Genomic DNA, 21,390 nt, shown 5'->3' on the forward strand with positions numbered 1-21,390 from the left:
ATGCACCCCGCTTTCCTCTACTTACCCGGCGAACGTCTGAGCGAGAGCGAGCTCAGCGCCGCACGGATCGACGGCCATGTCGTCGAGGTGGGTGACGCCTACATCCCGGCCGACCTGGTCGCAGGACCCGACGTCCGCGCGAGCTCGGTGGCCGCGCTCGTCCAGCCGGGCACGGCCGCCTGCACGCAGACGGCCGCATGGATCCACGGCGCCGGAGACGCTCCCCCGGTCGTTCATCATGTGAGGCGCTGTATCGAACGTCGGATCCGACCGATCACGAGTGCGCGCCTGGTCTTCCACGACACCGTGCTGCCTGACGCCGATGTCGAGCTGATCGGCGGCGTTCCGGTCTCGACACCGGGGCGCACGATGCTCGACCTCGCCACGACCCTCCATCGCGACCCCCGCGTCCTGGTCTGGATGGACCGACTCGCCGTCGCGGCCCCCGGTACTGCGGAGCTGGCTGTCGCCGCGCTGCGCGATCTGCGGAGGGTACCGGGGAGCCGTGTCGGGCTGGCCGCGCTGGAGCGACTCGCGCTCAGGAGGAGGTGACGCGATAGACGTCGTAGACGGCGTCGATACGTCGGACGGCGTTGAGCACGCGGTCCAGGTGCACCGCGTCACCCATCTCGAACACGAAGCGGCTGAGTGCCAACCGCTCGTCCGTCGTCGTCACCGTGGCGGAGAGGATGTTGACGTGGTGTTCGCTGAGGACACGCGTCACGTCGGAGAGGAGCCCCGACCGGTCGAGAGCCTCGACCTGGATCTGGACGCGGAACACGCTCTTCGTGGTCGGAGCCCAGGACACCTCGACGAAACGATCCTGCTCGGATTCCAACGCCTTCACGTTCACGCAGTCCGCCCGGTGGACCGACACTCCGCTGCCGCGAGTGACGAAGCCGACGATCTGGTCACCGGGCACCGGGGTGCAGCACTTCGCGAGCTTCACGAGGATGTCGTTGGCTCCCCGGACGAGCACGCCCGAATCACCGGAACGCGGCTCCCGGCTCGGTACGCTGCGCGGCAGGTCGATGGCACCGGTCGTCGGGTCGTTCGCCGCCACCAGAGCGGTGACCTTCTCCAGGACCGACTGCGTCGAGACATGACCCTCACCGACGGCGGCGTAGAGCGCGGAAACGTCTTCGTAGTGCATCCCCCGAGCCACCTCGGCGAAAGAGTCGTGGCTCATCAGACGCTGCAGCGGCAGGTTCTGTCGACGCATCGCCCGTGCGATGGCCTCCTTGCCCTGCTCGATCGCTTCCTCGCGGCGCTCTTTCGTGAACCAGCCACGAATCTTGTTGCGGGCGCGCGTGCTCGCGACGAACCCGAGCCAATCCTGGCTGGGGCCGGCGTCGGGGTTCTTCGACGTGAAGACCTCGACGACGTCGCCGCTCTTGAGCTCGGACTCCAGCGGCACGAGTCGGCCGTTGACCTTGGCCCCCATGGTGCGGTGGCCGATCTCAGTGTGGACGGCGTACGCGAAGTCGACCGGAGTGGCACCCGACGGGAGACCGATCACGCGCCCCTTCGGCGTGAAGACGTACACCTCCTTCGCGCCGATCTCGAAACGCAGGGACTCGAGGAACTCGCCCGGGTCGGCGGTCTCCGCCTGCCAGTCCGAGATGTGGGCGAGCCACGCCATGTCGGTGTCGGAGGCGCGCACCTCAGTCTTGCCGCCGCCGTTCATCCGCTCCTTGTACATCCAGTGCGCGGCCACTCCGTACTCGGCCTGCTGGTGCATCTCGTGGGTGCGGATCTGGATCTCGACGGTTCGGCCCGACGGACCGATCACCGTCGTGTGGAGCGACTGGTAGAGGTTGAACTTCGGCGTGGCGATGTAGTCCTTGAACCGTCCGGGCAGCGGTGTCCACCGTGCGTGGATCGCGCCGAGGACCGCATAGCAGTCGCGCACGGACGCGACGAGCACGCGGATGCCGATCAGATCGTAGATGTCGTCGAACTCCCGGCCGCGGATGACCATCTTCTGGTAGACCGAGTAGAGCTGCTTCGGACGGCCGACGACCTTGCCGCGGATGCGGAGGTCGCGCAGGTCTTCGTCGATCTCCTCGACGACCTGGTTCAGGTACTTCTCCCGCTGAGGCGTGCGCTGGGCGATGAGACTGTGGATCTCGTTGTAGATCTTCGGGTGCAGGACCGCGAAGGAGAGATCCTCCAGTTCCGACTTGATCGCCTGGATACCGAGTCGATTCGCCAGCGGCGCGTAGATCTCGAGGGTCTCCTTGGCCTTCTTCGCCGCCTTCTCCGGCGGGACGAAGCCCCAGGTGCGCGCATTGTGCAGGCGGTCGGCGAGCTTGATCAGCAGGACGCGGATGTCTTTCGACATCGCCACGATCATCTTACGGACGGTCTCCGCCTGGGCGCTCTCACCGTACTTGACCTTGTCGAGTTTGGTGACGCCGTCGACGAGCATCGCGACCTCGTCGCCGAACTCGGCAGTCAGATCAGTGAGCGCATAGCCCGTGTCCTCGACCGTGTCGTGCAGAAGGGCGGCCGCGATCGCTCGGGGGCCGAGACCGAGCTCCGCGAGGATCTGAGCGACCGCGAGAGGGTGGGTGATGTACGGCTCACCGCTCTGACGCTTCTGCCCCTCGTGCTTCTCCTTGGCGACGGCATAGGCCCGCTCGATGACCGAGAAGTCACCCTTGGGGTGGTTCACACGCACCGTACGGATCAGATTGTCGAGGTCGTTGATCCTCGACGCGCGGGAGAAGATCCTGGGAACCAGTCGTCGCAGACTAGAACCCTGCGTCGACGTCTGCGGTTCCGCCATCAACTCACCTCCCGATCAGTTCATCCTACGCGTGCTGTGCGGGCCGAGCTCCCGCTGCGGGCAGCCGATCAGGCTTCGACGGACGCCCTGCTGCGGGCGTCGCGGATGCGCGCGTCCCGCTCCTTGAGCTGCGGCTCGTTCTCGCGGAACAGCGAGTAGAGCGGCGCGGCCACGAACAGCGTCGAGTAGGTGGCCACCAGGATGCCGACGAAGATCGACAGGGAGATGTCGGTGAGCGATTCCGCACCGAGCCAGAAGGCACCGATGAAGAGCACCGCGCCGACCGGAAGGGCGGCGACGACAGACGTGTTGATCGAGCGCACGAGCGTCTGGTTCACCGCGAGGTTCACCGACTCACCGAACAAGCGGGCAGACTTCTCCCCGTCCTCCGTCGTGTTCTCTCGAATCTTGTCGAAGACGACGGTGGTGTCATACAGGGAGTAGGCGAGGATCGTCAGGAAGCCGATCACCGCCGCCGGCGAGATCTCGAATCCGGCCAGGGCGTAGACGCCCACCGTGATCACGAGCACGTCGAGCAGACCGATGATCGCCGCGGCCGACATCTTCCACGTGCGGAAGTAGATCGCCAGGATCAGGAAGGTCAAGGCGAGGAAGATCGCGAGACCCCACAGTGACTGCTTGGTGACGTTCTCACCCCACGCCGGACCGATGAACGACGACGTGACGTTGGCGGCCTCGACGCCGTAGGCGTCTGCGAGTGCGTCGGCGACCTGCTGCGTCTCGGCGGCGCTCATCTGGTCGGTCTGCACGCGGATGTCGGCGCCGTTCACGACGACGACCTTGGTCGAAGCGCCGGGCACGACCGACTGGACGGCCTCGGTCGCGGCGCCCTGGTCGAGCGTCTCGGGGGCCTGCACCGTGAACTGCGACCCGCCGGTGAACTCGATCGAGAACTGGATGGGACGGAACAGCGGAACGAGCGCGGAACCGACCACGAGGGCGATCGCGATGATGAACCAGAGCCGACGCTTGCCGACGAACGGGAAGGAGGTCTTCCCCGAATACAGATTGTTGCCGAACTCATTCATGGAAGGCATCAGGCGTCTCCCTCACTTCCGGCGTTGGTCTGTCTGTCGCCCGCGAGCGCCTCCGCGCGTTTGCGTTCGGCGATGGTCTGTCGACGTTCTGCTTCGCCGCGGGACCGCGAGTTCTTCGCGCCGCGCCCGGCCGAGGCCGTCGAGACCTCCCGGTACTGGGAGCGACTCCGATAGACGGCGCCGAGCGCCTCGGGGTCGAGCCCCGACAGCTTGTGTCCCCCGCCGAAGAAGCGCGTGCGGGCGAGCAGTTGCATCACCGGGTGCGTGAAGATCACGAAGATGAACACGTCGATCAGCGTCGTGAGTCCGAGCGTGAACGCGAAGCCCTTCACGGTGGCGTCGGCGAGGATGTACAGCACGACAGCGGCGAGGACGTTGATCGACTTCGAGATGTAGATCGTCCGCTTCGCGCGACCCCAGCCGTCTTCCACGGCAGCCGTGATGGACTTGCCGTCGCGGAGTTCATCTCGTATTCGTTCGAAGTAGACGATGAACGAGTCGGCCGTGAAGCCGATCGAGACGATGAGACCCGCGACACCGGCGAGCGACAGGCGGAAGCCGATGCGCCAGGCCAGGATGCAGATGATGATGTAGGTCAAGATCGCCATCACCGCGATGGAGGCGATGATCACCGATCCGAGCGCGCGATAGACGATGAGTGAGTAGATCGCGACGAGGGCGAGACCGATGAGACCGGCGATCAGACCGATCTGCAGCTGCTGGGTACCGAGCGTCGCGGAGATCGTGTCGGAGCTCTGCACGGTGAAGCTGAGCGGCAGCGCACCGAACTTGAGCTGATCCGCGAGGGTGGTCGCGGTCTCCTGCGTGAAGCTGCCCGAGATGCTGGGACGTCCGTCGAGGATGACGCCGTTCATGCGCGGCGCGCTGATCACGTCTCCATCGAGCACGAAGGCGAACTGATCGCGCGGCGAGAGCCCATCGATGCGGTTCTGGTTCAGGCGCGTGCTGACCTTGCCGAAGGCGTCTCCGCCCTCGCCGTTCATGGTGAGCTGGACGATCCAGGCGCCGGACTGCTGGTCGCGACCGGCGGAAGCGTCGGTGATGGCGGTGCCGTCGAGCTCGGCCGGACCGAGCAGGAACTTCTGCGTGTCATCCGGCGAGCAGGCGATGACCGGCTCATCCTTCGGCGCCCGGGCCGGGTCGTTGTCGGGGTTCGCGCAGTCGTATGCCTGGAACTCCGCCGCGAGCTTCTCGGTCACCCAGGAGAGATCGCTCGCATCGGTCGGCGTCGCGGTCGGCGTCGCGTTCAGGGTGGGATCGGGGCTCGGGAACGGCGTGGAGTTCCCATCCTCCCCGACGAACTCGGTGCCCGCCGCGTTCGTGTAGAGCACGGGCCGAAGCTCGAGCTGTGCACTCGCCTGAATCCGCTCACGGGTCTGCGCGTCGGCCTCGCCCGGGATCTGGACGACGATGTTCTGCCCGCCCTCGGTCGTGATGTCGGCCTCAGCCACACCTGACGCGTCGACACGTTGCCGGATGATCGCCGCGGCCTGGTCGAGCTGTTCCTGCGTGGGAGCAGCTCCGTCTTCCGTCTCGGCGCTCAGGACGATCTGGGTGCCGCCCTGGAGGTCCAGCGCGAGCTCGGGCGTCCACGAACTCGCCGGCGCCCCCTCAGCGTCCTTGAAGACGTACACACCGAGCGAGTTGATGCCGAAGAGCACGCCGGTCACGAGGAGCAGGCCGAGGAGGACCCGCCAGGCGTGACGGACGGGAGAGGATGAAGCCACGTGTGTTCAGCTTTCTGAAAGGACGGAGATCCGGCGGGCCGTGTCGGCCGCGGACTTACTTGTCGTCGGCGTCCCGCTCGAGGCGGGCGCGGGTCTCCTCGGGGGTCTCGACCGGAGGCGCGGCCGGCTCGTCCGCATCCTGCTCCTCGACGGCGTCGACGGGCGTCTCGACGACGGCGTCCTTCGGTTCGACGACGCGCAGGATCGCCTGGCTGTGGACGTCGATGATCGTGCCGGGCGCAATCTCGACGAGCGCCGGGGTGTCGAGGTCCTCGGGGTCGTAGGAGACGATCGTGCCGTAGATGCCACCCTGCAGGAGCACCTTGGCGCCGGGAACGGTCTTGGTCGCCTTCTCCTCCTGCTCGGCCTTCATCTGCTTCGTGCGCTTGCGCGTGTTGAAGATCATGAAGACGAGGAGGACGGCAAGAAGGCCGAAGAGCAGGAATTCCATGGGCATGGGGGAAGCGCCTTTCTCAGGTGCACGCTCCAGCCTTTGGGCGCGCGAAGGTATCCGGGAAGTCTTCAGTGATTATAGGTCATCCAACTTAAGCATCCCGTCCGGATGAGGAACGCCCAGGTGGGTGTATGCGTCGGGCATCGCCACACGGCCGCGCGGAGTCCGGCCCAGGAAGCCGATGCGCACGAGATACGGCTCGACCACGCTCTCCACGGTCTCGCCCTCTTCTCCGACGGCCACGGCGAGGGTACTCAGGCCGACCGGACCTCCACGGAAGCGCCGCACGAGGGCATCGAGGACCGCCCGGTCGAGCCGATCGAGGCCGATCGCGTCCACGTCATAGAGCTCCAGCGCCGCCCGCACCTCGCCGATCGTGGCCGCGCCGTGGCCGTGCACGAGCGCATAGTCCCGGACTCGGCGGAGCAGACGGTTCGCGATACGCGGTGTGCCCCGAGAACGGCGCGCGATCTCGGACAGCGAGTCGGTCGGCAGATCGACGCCCAGCACCGCGGCGGAGCGCGCGATGACCTGTTCCAACTCGGACTCCTCGTAGAACTCCAGGTGCCCCGTGAACCCGAAGCGGTCCCGCAGCGGGTTGGGCAGCAGGCCGGAGCGGGTCGTCGCCCCCACGAGAGTGAACGGCGAGAGCTCGAGCGGGATGCTGGTCGCGCCCGCGCCCTTCCCGACCATGATGTCGATCCGGTAGTCCTCCATCGCGAGGTAGAGCATCTCTTCCGCCGAGCGGGCCATGCGATGGATCTCGTCGATGAAGAGCACTTCCCCCGGGACCAGGCTCGACAGCAGCGCCGCCAGGTCGCCCGCGTGCTGGATCGCGGGGCCGCTCGAGAGACGCAGCGGCCGCTCGCTCTCGTGCGCGACGATCATCGCGAGGGTCGTCTTCCCGAGCCCCGGCGGGCCCGCCAGAAGGATGTGATCGGCCGGCCGGCTCTGGAGTCGCGCCGCTTCGAGGAGCAGCTGCAGCTGTCCTCGGACTTTCTGCTGCCCGACGAAATCTCCGAGGCTCGTGGGGCGCAGTGCGCCCTCGATCGCGAGTTCGGTCTCGTCCGAGGGTTCCGACGCGTCGAGAGGGTCAGACATGCGGCTGGGCTCCCTTCGCCGGGCCCAACAGGGCGAGGGTGCGTCGGAGCAGCGCCGCGACAGATGCACGCTCCGCCTCCGTGGCCTCCTCCGCCGTCTGGGCTGCCGCTTCGGTGGCGATCTTCTCCGACCACCCCAAGCCGACCAGGGCGGCGGAGACCTGGGTGACGACATCGGTGTTCCCCGCGGCGACGGACGTGGACGGGGCGGCGAACGCCTGCACCTTGCCCGCGAGCTGGAGCACGATGAGCTTGGCCGTCTTCGGCCCGATCCCGGAGACACGCCGGAACGGCGCATCGTCCTCGGCGGTGACGGCCTCCGCGATCTGATCGGTGGTGAGGTGCGACAGCACGCCGAGCGCCGACTTCGGCCCGACTCCGGTCACCCCGATCAGGAGGCCGAAGATCTCGAGTTCGCCGCGGTCCGCGAAGCCGAACAACGACAGGGAGTCCTCTCGCACGATGAGACTCGTGTGCAGGAGGAGCTTCTCCCCCACCGTGGCGGTGTGCGCGACATCGGCCGGGACGGCGACGGCGAACCCGACCCCGCCCACATCGATGACGACCTGATCGGACGTCGCGTGCAGAACGACGCCGTGCAGAGAGGAGATCATCGTCTCAGCCTACGGTGTCGCTCGTAGCTATGTTCGAGCGACACGCTCCGCCGCCGCCCAGGCTCGTTGCGCGGGCGTCAACGCGCTCTGACCGGATGCGGTCGGTCCTCCGCGACGCCAGGCATGACAGAGCGCGATCGCCAGAGCATCCGCCGCGTCGGCGGGCTGGGGCAGCGCATCCAGACGCAGGATCCGCGCGATCATGGTCTGCACCTGCCGCTTGTCGGCGGCACCGTACCCGGTGACGGCCGCTTTCACTTCACTCGGGGTATGCGTGGCGGCCGGCAACCCGGACTCGGACGCGATCAGCAGCGCGACCCCACTGGCCTGCGCCGTGCCCATCACCGTGTGCGTGTTCTGCTGAGCGAACACCCGCTCGACGGCGACGGCATCGGGCCGGTGCTCAGCGATCACGGCGCGGATCCCTGCGGCGACGATCGCGAGGCGATCACCGATCTCCGTATCCAGCGACGATCGGATGACCCCCACGTGCACGAGGGTTCCCCGACGGGAACGGTCGACGTCCACGACACCGACACCGCACCGGGTCAGGCCCGGGTCGATGCCGAGCACGCGCAGAGAGGAAGCCACTCCCCCAGGCTAGGCGGCGGAGCGGACACCGCGGGTCCGGCGCGCCTAGGCCTCGTCGTTCTCCAGCTCGGCCTGGACCTCGGTGCTCAGGTCGAAGTTCGTGAAGACGTTCTGCACGTCTTCACTGTCTTCGAGCGCATCGATGAGACGGAAGACCTTGCGTGCGGTGTCGGCGTCGATCTCGACCTTGAGGTTCGGAACGAACTCGACGTCAGCGGATTCGTAGTCGATCCCCGCTTCCTGGAGCGCGGTGCGCACGGCCACCAGGTCGGTCGCCTCGGTGATGATCTCGAAGCCCTCCGCGTGCGGCTCGATCTCCTCGGCGCCCGCCTCGAGCGCGGCCATCATGACGTCATCCTCGGTGGTGCCCTCGGAGCCGACGACGATGACGCCCTTACGGCTGAAGTTGTAGGCGACGCTACCCGGATCGGCAAGCGTGCCGCCGTTGCGGCTGAGAGCCGTACGCACCTCTGCAGCCGCACGGTTCTTGTTGTCGGTCAGACACTCGATCATGAGGGCGACGCCGTTGGGTCCATAGCCTTCGTACATGATCGAGAGGTATTCGACGGCCTCGCCGCCGATGCCCGCACCGCGCTTCACCGCACGGTCGATGTTGTCCTTGGGGACCGAGGTCTTCTTGGCCTTCTGCACCGCGTCGAAGAGCGTCGGGTTGCCCGCAAGATCGGGTCCGCCGAGCTTCGCCGCGACCTCGATGTTCTTGATGAGCTTGGCCCAGGACTTCGCGCGCCTGGAGTCGATGATGGCTTTCTTGTGCTTCGTGGTCGCCCACTTGGAATGCCCGGACATAAGTCTCCGCTCGTCGTATCCGCCCCGGAGCGTGCCCAGGGCATCGACCATTCTATCGAAAAGCCACGGTTGCCCGAGTGGCGACCACCGCGGCCGACCGCGCGGCCGTCACTCGCGCGAGTCTCGCGCGGGCAGCCACTGCGACCGTGTCAGCCTCGCGTGACCACTGGTGCGATGGGGCCTCCGGGTGTAGGCCTGAGGCATGAAAGAGACGGCTCCCGACGACCGGACCCGCGCACTCGAGACCGCGCACGATGCCGCGCTCCGCTTCCTGGACTCGGTGGCCGAGCGGCCGGTGTGGCCGAGGGCTTCGCTCGACGAGATGCTCACCGCCTTCGGGGGTCCGCTCCCGGAACATGGCGTGGACGCGGCGGCAGTGGTGGAGGAGATGTCCGTGCTCGCCGACCCCGGACTCGTCGCGATCCCCGGCGGCCGGTTCTTCGGTTTCGTGATCGGCGGAACCCATCCGGCAGCCCTGGCCGCGGACTGGCTCGTCTCGGCGTGGGATCAGAACTCGGGCTCGTCGACTCTCACGCCGGCCACTGTGGCGATGGAACGCATCGCCGGGCAATGGATGCTCGAGGCCTTCGGGCTCCCCGCGACCGCCAGCGTCGGCTTCGTCACGGGCGGGCAGCTCGCCAACTTCACGTGCCTCGCCGCCGCGCGACACTCTGTGCTGGCGGGCGCGGGGTGGGACATCGCCGAGCAGGGATTCCACGGGTCTCCGCCGCTGCGTTTCGTCGTCGGCAGCCACCGGCACGGGTCCATCGACCGCGCCGCCCGGTTCCTCGGGGTCGGGCGGGCGGAACTCACGATCGTCCCGACCGACGGCCAAGGGCGCATGAGCCCGGAGGCGCTCGATCAGGCACTCGTCGGCGCGGAGGGACCCCTCATCGTGTGCCTGCAGGCGGGAGAGGTGCACACCGGCGCCTTCGACGACTTCGCGGCGTTGATCCCCCTCGCACGCCGGCACGGTGCATGGATCCACGTCGACGGCGCGTTCGGACTGTGGGCTGCGGCGTCTCCCGGGCTGAGCCACCTCACCGCCGGCATGGCGGACGCCGACTCCTGGGCGACCGACGCGCACAAGACGCTCAACGTGCCGTACGACTGCGGCATGGCGATCGTGCGCGACCCGGCCGACTCGATCGCCGCATTCCGCACCGGAGGCGATTATCTGATCTATTCGGGGCTCGACCCATGGGATGTCACCCCGGAACTCTCTCGACGCGCCCGCGGGGTTCCCGCGTGGGCCGCACTGCGCAGTCTCGGTCGGTCGGGCATCTCGGACCTGATCGACCGCCTGCATGCGAACGCCGTCGCGATGGCGGCGGGACTGCGAACCGTGGAGTCGGTGGAAGTCATCAACGACGTCGACTACACACAGGTGATGTTCCGCCTCGGCTCCGACGAAGCGACGCGTGCGCTCGGCGCGGCGATCCTCGTCGACGGGACGGCCGCGATGACGGGTGCCGAATGGGAAGGTCGTGCGGCTCTGCGGTGCTCGATGTCGTCCTGGGCGACCACCCCGGAAGACATCGTCCGCACGGTCGAAGCCATCCGCGGCCTGGTCGCCGCAGGGTCACCCGCCGGTTGACCGAGACCGTGGGCTCCACATCCGGCTGCCCGCTCCGCACATCGTTCCCTCGGAAGACGGCACACATGGCGCAGGATGGACACATGCGCAGATCGCGACACATCACTCCTGCCTCCCGCTCTTCGGACGTGCGGAACGGCGAGCCGACGCCGGCCGACTCCCTGCTGTACCTGCTCCATCTCCCGGACGACTACGACGCCGACCCCGACCGACGGTGGCCACTCGTCCTGTTCCTGCATGGTTCGGGTGAGCGCGGTACCGACGTCGAGCTCGCCGCCGTGCACGGTCCGCCGAGTCTGGCGGATGCCGGGCAGGAGTTCCCCTTCGTCCTCGTCACGCCTCAGTGTGGCGAATCGAGCCAGTGGGTCGCGGAGCTCTCGACGTTGTCCGTGCTGCTCGACGAAGTCGTCGCAGAGCACCGCATCGATGCGTCCCGCATATCGGTGACAGGACTCAGCATGGGCGGATTCGGGGCCTGGAGCCTGGCGGTGCGCTATCCCGACCGGTTCGCGTCGATCGCGCCGATCTGCGGAGGACTCTGGATGCAAAGCGCTGCGCCGCTCCGTGACGTCCCCGTCTGGGCTTTCCACGGTGATGCCGACGATGTCGTGCCGTTCTCCGCCACGGAACAGATCATCAGCGAACTCCGAGGCCTCGGTGCCGACGCCCGGTTCACTCGATACGCAGGCGTCGGTCACGATTCCTGGACCGAGACCTATGAGAACCCCGAGCTGTACGACTGGCTCCTCTCCCACCGGCGCCACGTCTGACCGCGACGCTCGGACGGACCTAGGCGCTCTGCGGCGCCCTCGTGCGGTGCCGCGACTCCACCCGTGCGAGGAAGCGTTCGTGAAAACGGCGCTCCCCCGTGATCTCGGGGTGGAAGCTCAGTCCGAGCAGATTCCCCTGCTCCACCGCGACCACACGCCCGTCGGGCAGCGCCGCGAGCACGGTCGCGCGCGGACCGACCGACTCGACCACGGGCCCACGGATGAAGGCCGCCGACACCGGGCCCCCGCCGAACGCAGGGACCTCGAGTTCCGCCTCGAACGACTCGACCTGGCGACCGAAGGCGTTCCGGCGCACGACGACGTCGAGCCCTCCGAACGACTCCTGCCCGTCGATCGCGTCGACGATGTCATCCGCGAGCATGATCAAGCCCGCGCAGGTGCCGAGCACCGGCATGCCCGAGGCGATCGCGTCGCGGATCGGCTCCTGCATGCCGAAGATCCGGGAGAGCTTGTCGATCACGCTCGACTCGCCCCCCGGGATCACGAGTCCGTCGACCGCGGCGAGCTCGTCGGGGCGACGCACCGGAGTGGCATCGGCGCCGAGTTCCGTCAGCAGGGCGACATGCTCGCGCACGTCGCCCTGCAATGCGAGGACGCCGACCTTGCCTCTACCAGCCACGCTCGGCGAGTCGGTGAGGTGCCGGGAGGTCGCTCACGTTGATGCCGACCATCGCCTCGCCCAGCCCACGCGAAACCTCGGCGATGACCTTGGCGTCGTCATAGAAGGTCGTCGCCTTGACGATGGCCTTGGCCCGCTCTGCCGGGTTGCCCGACTTGAAGATGCCGGAGCCGACGAAGACGCCGTCAGCACCGAGCTGCATCATCATGGCGGCATCGGCGGGGGTCGCGACCCCTCCGGCCACGAACAGCACGACCGGGAGCGTGCCGGTCTCAGCGATCTCGGCGACGAGTTCGTACGGCGCCTGCAGCTCCTTCGCCGCGACGAAGAGCTCGTCCTTGGGAAGCGCGGTGAGCGCGGCGATCTCTCCGCGGATCTTGCGGATGTGCTTCATCGCCTCGGAGACGTCGCCGGTCCCGGCCTCTCCCTTGGAACGGATCATCGCCGCTCCCTCATTGATGCGGCGGAGCGCCTCGCCGAGGTTCGTCGCACCGCACACGAACGGGACGGTGAAGCCGTACTTGTCGATGTGGTTGACGTAGTCGGCCGGTGAGAGCACCTCGGACTCGTCGATGTAATCCACGCCGAGCTCCTGCAGCACCTGCGCCTCGACGAAGTGCCCGATGCGGGCCTTGGCCATCACGGGGATGGAGACGGCGTCGATGATGCTGTCGATCATGTCGGGGTCGCTCATGCGGGAGACACCGCCCTGCGCACGGATGTCCGCCGGCACACGCTCGAGAGCCATCACGGCGACGGCGCCCGCGTCTTCGGCGATCTTCGCCTGCTCTGCCGTGACGACGTCCATGATGACGCCGCCCTTGAGCATCTCGGCGAGACCGCGCTTGACGCGCGCGGATCCGGTGGTTGTCTGCTCTGCCATGGGGAACTCCTGTCGGATGCACCGAAGTCGGGTTTGATCTAGGTCAAACATAGCACTGTCCGATTCGACCTAGAATCACAGAGGAGGACCATGAGCGACCAGATCACCGGGACGACCGCAGCGGACATCGCCGACAGCGTGCGTTCCTTGCGCGACCGCGGAATCCTCCGGGTCGGTGCTGTCCTCCCCCCGGTGCGCGAGCTCGCTGCCACGCTCGGCGTCAACCGCAACACGGCTGTGGCCGCGTACCGGCAGCTCGCCCAGGCCGGCCTCGTCGTCTCGCGCGGGCGTGCGGGCACCGTCGTGGCGGGTCTCGAATCGGTGGCCCAGGAGGGATACGCGCCCGACACGGTCCTTCGCGACATCGGCACGGGTAACCCCGATCCCCGGCTCATCCCCGACCCGGCACCCGCGCTGATGACGATCGCCTCCCGTCCCGTGCTCTACGGCGAGCCCGTGATCGATCGTGGCCTCGAAGAATGGTCCCGGCAGTGGATCTCGTCCGATCTCCGCGCCGACGACTTCCGGATCACGGTGACGAGCGGTGCCGTCGACGCGGTCGAGCGTCTGCTCGCGCAGGCACTCATGCGCGACGACGCCGTGGCGCTCGAAGACCCCTGCTTCCTCGCGAGTATCCACACGGTGCGTCTGGGCGGCTACCGGGCGGTCCCCGTGCCCGTCGACGGCGAAGGCATGACCGTCGACGGACTGCGAGCGGCGCTGGACGCGGGCGTCCGTGCCATCATCTGCACCCCGCGCGCACAGAACCCGACCGGGGCGAGCCTCACGGCGACGCGGGCGACCGAGCTCCGCGCGATCCTCGCCGACCATCCGTACGTGCTGATCATCGAGGACGACCACTTCTCGATGCTGTCGCAGCGGCCCTACGAGTCCCTCATCGGCGCCGAGCACAGACGGTTCGCCCTCGTGCGGTCGGTGTCGAAGTTCCTCGGACCCGACATGTGCCTCGCGATCGCAGCGACGGATGCCGAGACCGCGGAACGGCTCGCGATGCGCCTGAGCCCGGGAACCACGTGGGTCAGTCACCTCCTGCAACGCCTCGCGCTGACGCAGCTGACCGACGAGACGGTCAGGACCGAGGTCGCCGCGGCGGCTGCGCACTATGCCGAGCGGAATGCGTCGTTCGTCGAGAGACTGCGCGCGAACGGGATCGACGCGACCGAGTCCGACGGTCTCAGCCTGTGGGTCGAGCTGTCGCGACCCGCGCGGACGGTTGCCGATCGACTCATGCGACGCGGGTGGCTGGCCCGCACCGGAGACGATTTCGCGCTCGACGAACGCGCGGAGCCCTCGCACCACCTGCGTCTGACCGTTCACGACCTGTCCGATGCCGACGCGGAGACGCTCGTCGCTGACCTCGTCGCCGCCGGACGATGACCACCACCTGTCGCGGGCAACGCCCCGCCCTGAACGAAAGGGTCGGAGAATGAAGATCCTCTCCATCCAGTCCGCCGTCGCTTACGGACACGTCGGCAACTCGGCGGCCGTGTTCCCGCTGCAGCGCATCGGCGTCGAAGTGCTGCCGGTCTACACGGTGAACTTCTCCAACCACACCGGCTACGGCGCGTGGCGCGGACCGCTGATCGCCCCCGATGACGTGCGTGAGGTCATCACCGGGATCGAAGAGCGTGGCGTCTTCGGGGGCATCGACGCGATCCTCAGCGGCTACCAGGGCGGAGAGGGCATCGGCGACGTGATCATCGACGCCGTCGCGCGGGTGAAGTCGGCGAACCCGAACGCCGTCTACGCGTGCGATCCGGTCATGGGCAACGCCAAGTCGGGGTGCTTCGTGGCCCCGGCCATCCCCGTACTCCTGCGCGAGCGCGTGGTGCCGGTCGCGGACATCATCACGCCGAACCAGTTCGAACTGGGTTTCCTCACCGACACCGAGCCGGACACGCTGGAGTCCACGCTCGCTTCGGTCGACCTCGCCCACGCGATGGGTCCGCGGACCGTCCTCGTGACGAGCGTCGAACGACCCGACCGCGAAGAGGGCACGATCGAGATGCTCGCCGCCGACGAGAAGGGTGCCTGGGTCGTGCAGACCCCGCACCTTCCGATGAAGGCGAACGGCTCCGGTGACGTGACGGCAGCACTGTTCACCGCGCATTACGTCGAGACCGGGAGCGCGAAGGTCGCGCTCGAACGCACGGCGTCCAGCGTGTACGACCTGCTGAAGGCGACGCTGGAGTCCGGCGAGCGTGAGCTCCAGTTGGTCGAGGCGCAGGAGTTCTACGCGAACCCGCAGATGCAGTTCACGGCGCGTCAGGTGCGCTGACCTTCTCGGTAGGCCCTTCCGGCTGCGGCCACGCGGCAGCCACGGCGTGACGCACCTCGCCGAGGAGCTGCGGCAGCGCCTTGGTCTTCGCGATGATCGGGAAGAAGTTGGCGTCCGACGTCCACCGCGGCACCACGTGCTGGTGCAGATGGGCATCGACACCGGCTCCTGCCACCGCACCTTGATTCATGCCGAGGTTGAAGCCGTCGCACCGGGAGACCTCCCGCAGCACGCGCATCGCGGTCTGCGTGAGAGCACCGATCTCGGCGACCTCCTCCGGCGTCGCCTGGTCGTAGGTGGCGATGTGACGGTACGGGCAGACGAGCAGATGGCCCGAGTTGTACGGGAACAGGTTCAACAGCACGTAGGCGGTCTCGCCGCGAGCGACCACGAGGCGCTCGGTGTCCGGGAACTTCGGCGCCTCGCAGAACGGACATTCCTCACGGAGGGGTTCAGGCCCGGCCTGGATGTACGCCATCCGATGCGGGGTCCACAGCCGCTGGAACTCGTCGGGCACACCGGCCAGATGTCCGGCGTCCTCCAGCGGCTGCTCCCCCTCGGTCACGCCAGGTCCCCTGCTGTCTGCACCAGGGCGTGGCTGTCGATGGCTGCGCGGATCCGAGCCACGGCGTCCGCGATCGGAACCCCGTTCTCCTGGGCGCCGTCGCGGTAGCGGAACGAGACGGTGCCGGCGTCACGGTCCTTCTCCCCCGCGATCAGCAGCAGCGGCACCTTGCCGGTCGTGTGCGTGCGGATCTTCTTCTGCATGCGGTCGTCCGAAGTGTCGAGCTCCGCGCGCACACCCTCGGCGCGCAGCGTGTCGACGACCTCGCCCAGGTAGTCGGCGAAGTCTTCGGCGACCGGGATGCCCACGACCTGCACCGGCGAGAGCCACACCGGGAAGTCGCCCGCGTAGTGCTCGAGCAGGATCGCGAAGAACCGCTCGATCGAGCCGAACAGCGCGCGGTGGATCATGATCGGGCGCTTCTTCTGCCCGTCCTTGTCCATGAACTCGAGGTCGAAGCGCTCGGGCAGGTTGGGGTCGACCTGCACGGTGGAGAGCTGCCAGGTGCGACCGATCGCATCGCGCGTCTTGAGGTCGATCTTCGGACCGTAGAACGCGGCCTCACCGGGGACCTCGGTCAGCTTGAGGCCGGAGGCGACGGCGACGCGGCGCAGCGCATCGGTGGACGACTCCCAGAACTCGTCCGTGCCGATCCACTTCGACTTCTCGTCGTCCTTCATCGAGAGCTCGAGCTCGAAATCGGTCAGACCGAAGTCGCGCAGCATCGAGAGGATGAACTCGAGGACCTTGGCGACCTCGGCCTCGAGCTGATCGGGGGTCACGAACAGATGCGAATCGTCCTGGGTGAAGCCCCGCACGCGGGTGAGGCCGTGCAGCGCGCCGGAGAGCTCGTTGCGGTAGACCGTGCCGTTCTCGGCGAACCGCAACGGCAGGTCACGGTAGCTGCGCGCGCGCTCCTTGTAGATGAGGATGTGCATCGGACAGTTCATGGGCTTCAGGTAGTAGTCCTGGCCCTGCTTGGTGACGTTGCCTTCGTCGTCGCGCTCCTCGTCCATCACGATCGGCGGGAACATGCCCTCCTTGTACGTGACGAGATGGTTCGACGTGAGGAACAGGTCTTCCTTCGAGATGTGCGGCGTGTACACGTAGGTGTAGCCGCCCTCGATGTGGCGCTTGCGCGCGTGCTGCTCCATCTCGCCACGGATGACGCCGCCGCGCGGGTGCCAGACCGAGAGGCCGGAGCCGATCTCCTCGGGGAACGAGAACAGGTCGAGCTCCTTGCCGAGGCGACGGTGGTCGCGCTTGGCGGCCTCCTCCAGCCGGTGCTGGTACGCGCGCAGCTCGTCCTTGGTGGGCCACGCCGTGCCGTAGATGCGCTGCAGCTGCGGGTTCTTCTCACTGCCCCGCCAATACGCGGCGGCGATGCGGGTGAGGTCCCAGCCGTTGCCGATCATGCGCGTGTTGGGCAGATGAGGGCCGCGGCAGAGGTCCTTCCAGACGACCTCGCCGTCGCGGGTGGTGTTGTCGTAGATCGTCAACTCGCCCTCGCCGACCTCGACGGAGGCACCCTCCGCCGCTTCCTTCCCGCCCTTGAGCCCGATGAGCTCCAGCTTGAACGGCTCGTCGGCGAGCTCGGCGCGCGCCTCGTCGTCCGTCACCACCCGGCGGACGAAGCGCTGGCCCTCGCGGACGATTCGCTGCATCTCCTTGGTGATGGCCTTGATGTCTTCGGGCGTGAACGGGGTCTCGACGCCGAAGTCGTAGTAGAAGCCGTCGGTGATGGGCGGACCGATGCCGAGGTTCGCCTGCGGGTTGATGCGCTGCACCGCCTGTGCCAGCACATGGGCCGCGGAGTGGCGGAGGATGTTCAGCCCGTCCTGACTGTCGATCGTGATCGGCTCGACCTCGTCGGTGTCGGTCAGGGTCGTGGCGAGATCCTTGAGTTCGCCGTTGACGCGCATCGCGACGACGTTTCGGTCAGTGAACAGGGCGAAGCCGTCATTCGGCCGGGCGTTTTCAGGCACAGAAACTCTCCATCTGGGTCGGTACCCAGGTTACCGGTACGGTCGGGCGCTCCGGACCGCTACGCGACGGCGTCGCACCCGCTCTTCGTCATCGGCGCCGGACATCTCCCGATCCTGCGATCTCCTGGGTGACACGGGCTTCACCGCCATAGGAGACGTCGCCGCTGCCGTCGATGACGACCGCGAGGTTTCCGTCCACGGTCACATCTGCGCTCCCTGAACCGCGGATCGAGACGAAAGCGTCCTCACTGCGCAGATCCTCGGCCGTGTGTTCGCCGGAACCGCGGATCGAGACGTCCTGGGAGCGCGCCGTGCCGTCGATCGCCACCGTGCCGGAGCCGTCGATGCGCACGGTCAGGTCCTCGACGACGGTGTCATGGGCGACGATCTCGCCGGCGCCGTCGACCCGGAGCACAGCCGTCGCAGCATCGATCCCCGTGGCCTCCACGTCGCCCGAGCCGCGCACGGTCACCGTCGGGGCGATCGCACCGGACAGGTCGATGCGGGCATCGCCTGACCCCTGCACCACGAGCGATTCGAGAGACGACACGGTCAACTCGTAGCGGATCTCGCCGTTCCGGAGCACCGGCTCGCCGTTCATCCCGAGCCGCAGGACGCCGCCTTCGACGTGGGCGGTCAGGTGCTCGATGACCCGCTCGCCCGCCGTCACGGTGAGTGCGGGCGTCGCGCCGAGAGTCACGGTCAGATCGCCGGAGGTGTCGAGCTCGACCGCGGCGACATCCGGCACCGCACGCTCCTGCGAGACGACCGGTCCCGCGTCGAACGACGCGCACCCCGTCAGCGCCGATGCGGAGAGGGCGAGGAGGAGGACGGAAGAACCGACGAGACGTGAGCGCATGGTCTCAGCGTACGAAGCGTCCGGCGGAGTCCGCCACCCACCGGGGTACGGACCTCGTATGCCCCCTCGGTATGAGTTCACAGGGCGCGGATCGCCGGACCATCACGTAGCGTGAGGGCATGAGAGCAGTCGCCCGATGGATCCTTGCGATCGCGCTGGGCGCGATCGGCATCATGCACTTCACTTCGACCCGCGGCTTCCGTATCGTCGTGCCCGACTGGGCGGTGCAGGTGACGAAGCTCGACAAGAACGACATCGTCCTCGCTTCCGGTGCCGCCGAGATCGCCCTGTCCGCCGGCCTCATCGCGCTCCCCCGCGAACGTCGCCGGATCGGCTGGGCGACCGCCGCGTTCTTCGTCGCCGTCTTCCCCGGGAACGTCCATCAGTGGCGGACCGGACGATCCACCCCGGGACTCGATACGGATGCCCGACGACTCGGGCGCCTCTTCCTGCAGCCGCTGCTCGTGCTGTGGGCGCTCTGGGCGACGGACGAGCGTCCCCCGCGCGGCCGCTGAACCCGCCTCCGCGGACAGCGCCCATCGTCCTCGGGGTCAGGGACAATGGGGCGATGTCCTCTCCTTCGATCGTCTGGTTCCGTGACGACCTTCGCCTGGCAGACAATCCTGCACTCCGTGCGGCGATCGAGCACGGCGAGCCGATCATCGCGCTGTTCGTGCTCGATGAGGAATCCGAGGGGCTCCGTCCGCTCGGCGGCGCAGCCCGGTGGTGGCTGCACCACTCGCTCGCCTCCCTCGCGGAACGCCTGCATGACAAGGGGGCGACGCTCGTCTTGAAGCGGGGCGCTGCAGCCGGCGTCTTGAGAGAGCTCGTGACGGATGCCGGAGCCGGGGCCGTGTTCTGGAACCGTCGTTACGGCGGCCCGGAACGCGCCGTCGACGCGGGCATCAAGTCGGCCCTCCGCGCGGAGGGCGTCACGGTCGCGTCTTTCGCCGCGTCGCTCCTCCACGAACCGTGGACGGTCACGACCGGCAGCGGCACCCACTACTCGGTCTTCACGCCGTTCTGGCGCGCGTGCCTCGCCCTCCCTGCGCCTCGCGCTCCCCTCCCCGAGCCCCGGGAGATCCCGGGAGCACCGCGTCCGCCGGCATCCGACGCCCTCGACGACTGGGCGCTTCTCCCCACGACACCGGACTGGGCAGCGGGACTCCGCGAGACGTGGGAGCCGGGTGAGCCGGCCGCGCGGCGCCGTGTGAAGGAGTTCCTCGAGAACGACCTTCCCGGCTACGACAGCGCCCGTGACGAGCCGTCTGCGGGCGTCACCTCGCTGCTGTCACCGCGGCTCCGCTGGGGCGAGGTGAGCCCGTTCACGGTCTGGCACGAGGCAGTCGGCGTCGACGGCAGCGGCCGCTTCCTCTCGGAGCTCGGCTGGCGCGAGTTCGCCTGGCACACGCTGTACCACTTCCCGGATCTGGCGGCGAAGAACCTGCGGCCGGAGTTCGACGCCTTCCCCTGGCCGCCGCTCGACCCGTCGCAGTTGGATGCCTGGCAGCACGGGGAGACGGGTGTGCCGCTCGTGGATGCAGGGATGCGAGAGCTCTGGCATACCGGCTACATGCACAATCGGGTGCGGATGGTGGCGGCGTCGTTCCTCATCAAGAATCTGATGATCGACTGGCGACTCGGCGAGGAGTGGTTCTGGGACACGCTCGTCGACGCCGACGAAGCCAGCAATCCCTTCAACTGGCAGTGGGTAGCGGGTTCCGGAGCGGATGCCGCGCCGTACTTCCGCGTGTTCAACCCCGAACTGCAGGCCAAGAAGTTCGACCCGCAGGGCGTCTACATCTCGCGTTGGGCATCGAAGGCGCCGACCGAGCCGATCGTCGACCTCGCGGAGACACGGAAGGCTGCGCTCGCAGCCTACGACGTCGTCAAGCGGGCCCCGAAGACACGGCGCGAGGGGAACGACGGCGTCCGCGATCGGTAGGCGTGCGACGGTGGTTCGCGCCGTCCGTGCCAGACTGGAAGCGTGACCGAATCCAGAAAGCCAGCCGTCATCCGCGGCTTCGCTGCGTCGTCACTCGCGATCTTCGTCGCACTCGCCGGCCACGTGACCGGCGGCGGGGAGGTGCCCGGCGCGCTCGGCATCCTCGTCCCGTGGATCTTCTCGTTCATGGTCTGCGTCCTCCTCGCCGGGCGCTCTCTGTCACTCATCCGCCTCGGAGTGTCCGTCGCAGTGAGTCAGTTCCTGTTCCATGCGCTGTTTGTGCTCGGCACCGTCACACCCTCCGGAGTCTCGACGCCGCACGTGCACGGTGGACCGCTCGTGATCCCCGCGGGGCCCGGCATCCCGGAGGCGGTCGCCGCTGACACCTCGATGTGGCTCGGCCACACGGTCGCGGCACTGCTGACGGTGGCCGCGCTGTACCGGGGCGAGCGTCTGGTCCTCGCCGTGCGAGACCTCGCCCGGCAGCTGAGTCGATGGCTGCGCCGCCGTGTCGATCACGTCCTGCTCATCCCGGCGCTCCGTCTGCCCCGCCGTCTGCGCGGCGTCTTCGACCTCGCCTGCAGCCGCGGCCTCATCCTTCTGGCGACCCTTCGGGGCCGCGCTCCTCCTCTCTCCGCTGCGATCTGATCCGTGCCCTGGACCCTCCCGGTCCAGAGGCGCGTC

At 67.9% G+C, this 21,390-nt stretch carries 21 protein-coding genes; 8 read left to right on the top strand and 13 right to left on the bottom strand.

The annotated features are described in order from the left end of the window. Window positions 1–552, top strand: coding sequence for a type IV toxin-antitoxin system AbiEi family antitoxin (locus FGL91_RS14325; RefSeq protein ID WP_131491063.1), 552 nt, complete (start codon window positions 1–3; stop codon window positions 550–552). Here the strand turns inward: FGL91_RS14325 and FGL91_RS14330 are convergent. From FGL91_RS14330 to FGL91_RS14365, 8 genes are all read right to left on the bottom strand, one after another. Then, entirely contained in the window at window positions 539–2,791 is a 2,253-nt protein-coding gene (locus tag FGL91_RS14330) for a RelA/SpoT family protein (protein WP_153244143.1), read from the bottom strand. The genes FGL91_RS14325 and FGL91_RS14330 overlap by 14 nt on opposite strands. 68 nt (window positions 2,792–2,859) lie before the next feature. After that, window positions 2,860–3,849: a protein translocase subunit SecF gene (gene secF, locus FGL91_RS14335; RefSeq protein ID WP_153244144.1), complete on the bottom strand. Its 990-nt coding sequence runs from the start codon at window positions 3,847–3,849 to the stop codon at window positions 2,860–2,862. Beyond that, complete coding sequence (gene secD / locus FGL91_RS14340) at window positions 3,849–5,597, bottom strand: protein translocase subunit SecD (RefSeq protein WP_153244145.1); 1,749 nt, start codon at window positions 5,595–5,597, stop codon at window positions 3,849–3,851. The genes secF and secD overlap by 1 nt, the downstream gene beginning before the upstream one ends. A gap of 55 nt (window positions 5,598–5,652) precedes the next feature. Continuing rightward, the gene (locus FGL91_RS14345) at window positions 5,653–6,054 is read right to left on the bottom strand and encodes a preprotein translocase subunit YajC (RefSeq protein WP_372491375.1); all 402 of its coding nucleotides are present in this window, start codon (window positions 6,052–6,054) and stop codon (window positions 5,653–5,655) included. 72 nt (window positions 6,055–6,126) lie between these two features. Further along, window positions 6,127–7,152, bottom strand: a complete 1,026-nt coding sequence (gene ruvB / locus FGL91_RS14350) for a Holliday junction branch migration DNA helicase RuvB (RefSeq protein ID WP_153244146.1) — start codon at window positions 7,150–7,152, stop codon at window positions 6,127–6,129. After that, the gene (gene ruvA, locus FGL91_RS14355) at window positions 7,145–7,765 is read right to left on the bottom strand and encodes a Holliday junction branch migration protein RuvA (protein WP_153244147.1); all 621 of its coding nucleotides are present in this window, start codon (window positions 7,763–7,765) and stop codon (window positions 7,145–7,147) included. Before ruvA ends, ruvB begins: the two co-directional genes overlap by 8 nt. A gap of 27 nt (window positions 7,766–7,792) precedes the next feature. Next, on the bottom strand, window positions 7,793–8,356 hold the full coding sequence (ruvC, locus tag FGL91_RS14360) for a crossover junction endodeoxyribonuclease RuvC (RefSeq protein ID WP_153244148.1): 564 nt from the start codon (window positions 8,354–8,356) through the stop codon (window positions 7,793–7,795). A 45-nt stretch (window positions 8,357–8,401) separates the two neighbouring features. After that, window positions 8,402–9,163, bottom strand: a complete 762-nt coding sequence (locus tag FGL91_RS14365; protein WP_047519481.1) for a YebC/PmpR family DNA-binding transcriptional regulator — start codon at window positions 9,161–9,163, stop codon at window positions 8,402–8,404. A gap of 202 nt (window positions 9,164–9,365) precedes the next feature. Between FGL91_RS14365 and FGL91_RS14370 the strand changes: the two genes are divergently transcribed. Then, the gene (locus tag FGL91_RS14370) at window positions 9,366–10,760 is read left to right on the top strand and encodes a pyridoxal phosphate-dependent decarboxylase family protein (protein WP_153244149.1); all 1,395 of its coding nucleotides are present in this window, start codon (window positions 9,366–9,368) and stop codon (window positions 10,758–10,760) included. Between the two features lie 83 nt (window positions 10,761–10,843). Then, the gene (locus FGL91_RS14375) at window positions 10,844–11,530 is read left to right on the top strand and encodes an alpha/beta hydrolase-fold protein (protein ID WP_153244150.1); all 687 of its coding nucleotides are present in this window, start codon (window positions 10,844–10,846) and stop codon (window positions 11,528–11,530) included. Between the two features lie 19 nt (window positions 11,531–11,549). Here the strand turns inward: FGL91_RS14375 and pdxT are convergent, their stop codons facing one another. Together pdxT and pdxS are read right to left on the bottom strand one after the other, a co-directional pair. Then, a complete protein-coding gene (gene pdxT, locus FGL91_RS14380; RefSeq protein WP_131491070.1) occupies window positions 11,550–12,170 on the bottom strand; it encodes a pyridoxal 5'-phosphate synthase glutaminase subunit PdxT in 621 nt (206 codons plus the stop codon). Continuing rightward, the gene (pdxS, locus tag FGL91_RS14385; protein WP_047519474.1) at window positions 12,160–13,053 is read right to left on the bottom strand and encodes a pyridoxal 5'-phosphate synthase lyase subunit PdxS; all 894 of its coding nucleotides are present in this window, start codon (window positions 13,051–13,053) and stop codon (window positions 12,160–12,162) included. Before pdxS ends, pdxT begins: the two co-directional genes overlap by 11 nt. Window positions 13,054–13,143: 90 nt before the next feature. On the opposite strand from pdxS, the gene FGL91_RS14390 reads away from it, so the two are divergent. Next, entirely contained in the window at window positions 13,144–14,451 is a 1,308-nt protein-coding gene (locus FGL91_RS14390; protein WP_153244151.1) for an aminotransferase class I/II-fold pyridoxal phosphate-dependent enzyme, read from the top strand. 49 nt (window positions 14,452–14,500) lie between these two features. Further along, window positions 14,501–15,352: a pyridoxal kinase PdxY gene (gene pdxY / locus FGL91_RS14395; protein ID WP_131491073.1), complete on the top strand. Its 852-nt coding sequence runs from the start codon at window positions 14,501–14,503 to the stop codon at window positions 15,350–15,352. Here pdxY and FGL91_RS14400 read toward each other — a convergent pair. From FGL91_RS14400 to FGL91_RS14410, 3 genes are all read right to left on the bottom strand, one after another. Further along, window positions 15,330–15,917 carry an HIT family protein gene (locus FGL91_RS14400; protein ID WP_131491074.1) on the bottom strand — a complete coding sequence of 196 codons (588 nt, stop codon included), beginning with the start codon at window positions 15,915–15,917 and terminating at the stop codon, window positions 15,330–15,332. The two genes, pdxY and FGL91_RS14400, sit on opposite strands and share 23 nt — an antisense overlap. Continuing rightward, window positions 15,914–17,839 carry a threonine--tRNA ligase gene (gene thrS, locus FGL91_RS14405; RefSeq protein WP_227992078.1) on the bottom strand — a complete coding sequence of 642 codons (1,926 nt, stop codon included), beginning with the start codon at window positions 17,837–17,839 and terminating at the stop codon, window positions 15,914–15,916. The genes FGL91_RS14400 and thrS overlap by 4 nt, the downstream gene beginning before the upstream one ends. 151 nt (window positions 17,840–17,990) lie before the next feature. Beyond that, window positions 17,991–18,761: a GIN domain-containing protein gene (locus FGL91_RS14410; RefSeq protein ID WP_131491076.1), complete on the bottom strand. Its 771-nt coding sequence runs from the start codon at window positions 18,759–18,761 to the stop codon at window positions 17,991–17,993. A gap of 119 nt (window positions 18,762–18,880) precedes the next feature. Here FGL91_RS14410 and FGL91_RS14415 point away from each other — a divergent pair, with 119 nt between their 5' ends. The 3 genes from FGL91_RS14415 to FGL91_RS14425 are packed head-to-tail and all read left to right on the top strand — an operon-like array spanning window position 18,881 to window position 21,354. Further along, window positions 18,881–19,276, top strand: a complete 396-nt coding sequence (locus FGL91_RS14415; protein WP_153244153.1) for a hypothetical protein — start codon at window positions 18,881–18,883, stop codon at window positions 19,274–19,276. Between the two features lie 53 nt (window positions 19,277–19,329). Then, complete coding sequence (locus FGL91_RS14420; RefSeq protein ID WP_153244154.1) at window positions 19,330–20,706, top strand: cryptochrome/photolyase family protein; 1,377 nt, start codon at window positions 19,330–19,332, stop codon at window positions 20,704–20,706. A 42-nt stretch (window positions 20,707–20,748) separates the two neighbouring features. Continuing rightward, on the top strand, window positions 20,749–21,354 hold the full coding sequence (locus FGL91_RS14425) for a hypothetical protein (protein ID WP_153244155.1): 606 nt from the start codon (window positions 20,749–20,751) through the stop codon (window positions 21,352–21,354). The last annotated feature ends 36 nt before the right edge of the window (window positions 21,355–21,390 follow it).

This window comes from Microbacterium sp. CBA3102 (genome assembly GCF_007954505.1).
Classification (GTDB): domain Bacteria; phylum Actinomycetota; class Actinomycetes; order Actinomycetales; family Microbacteriaceae; genus Microbacterium; species Microbacterium aurugineum.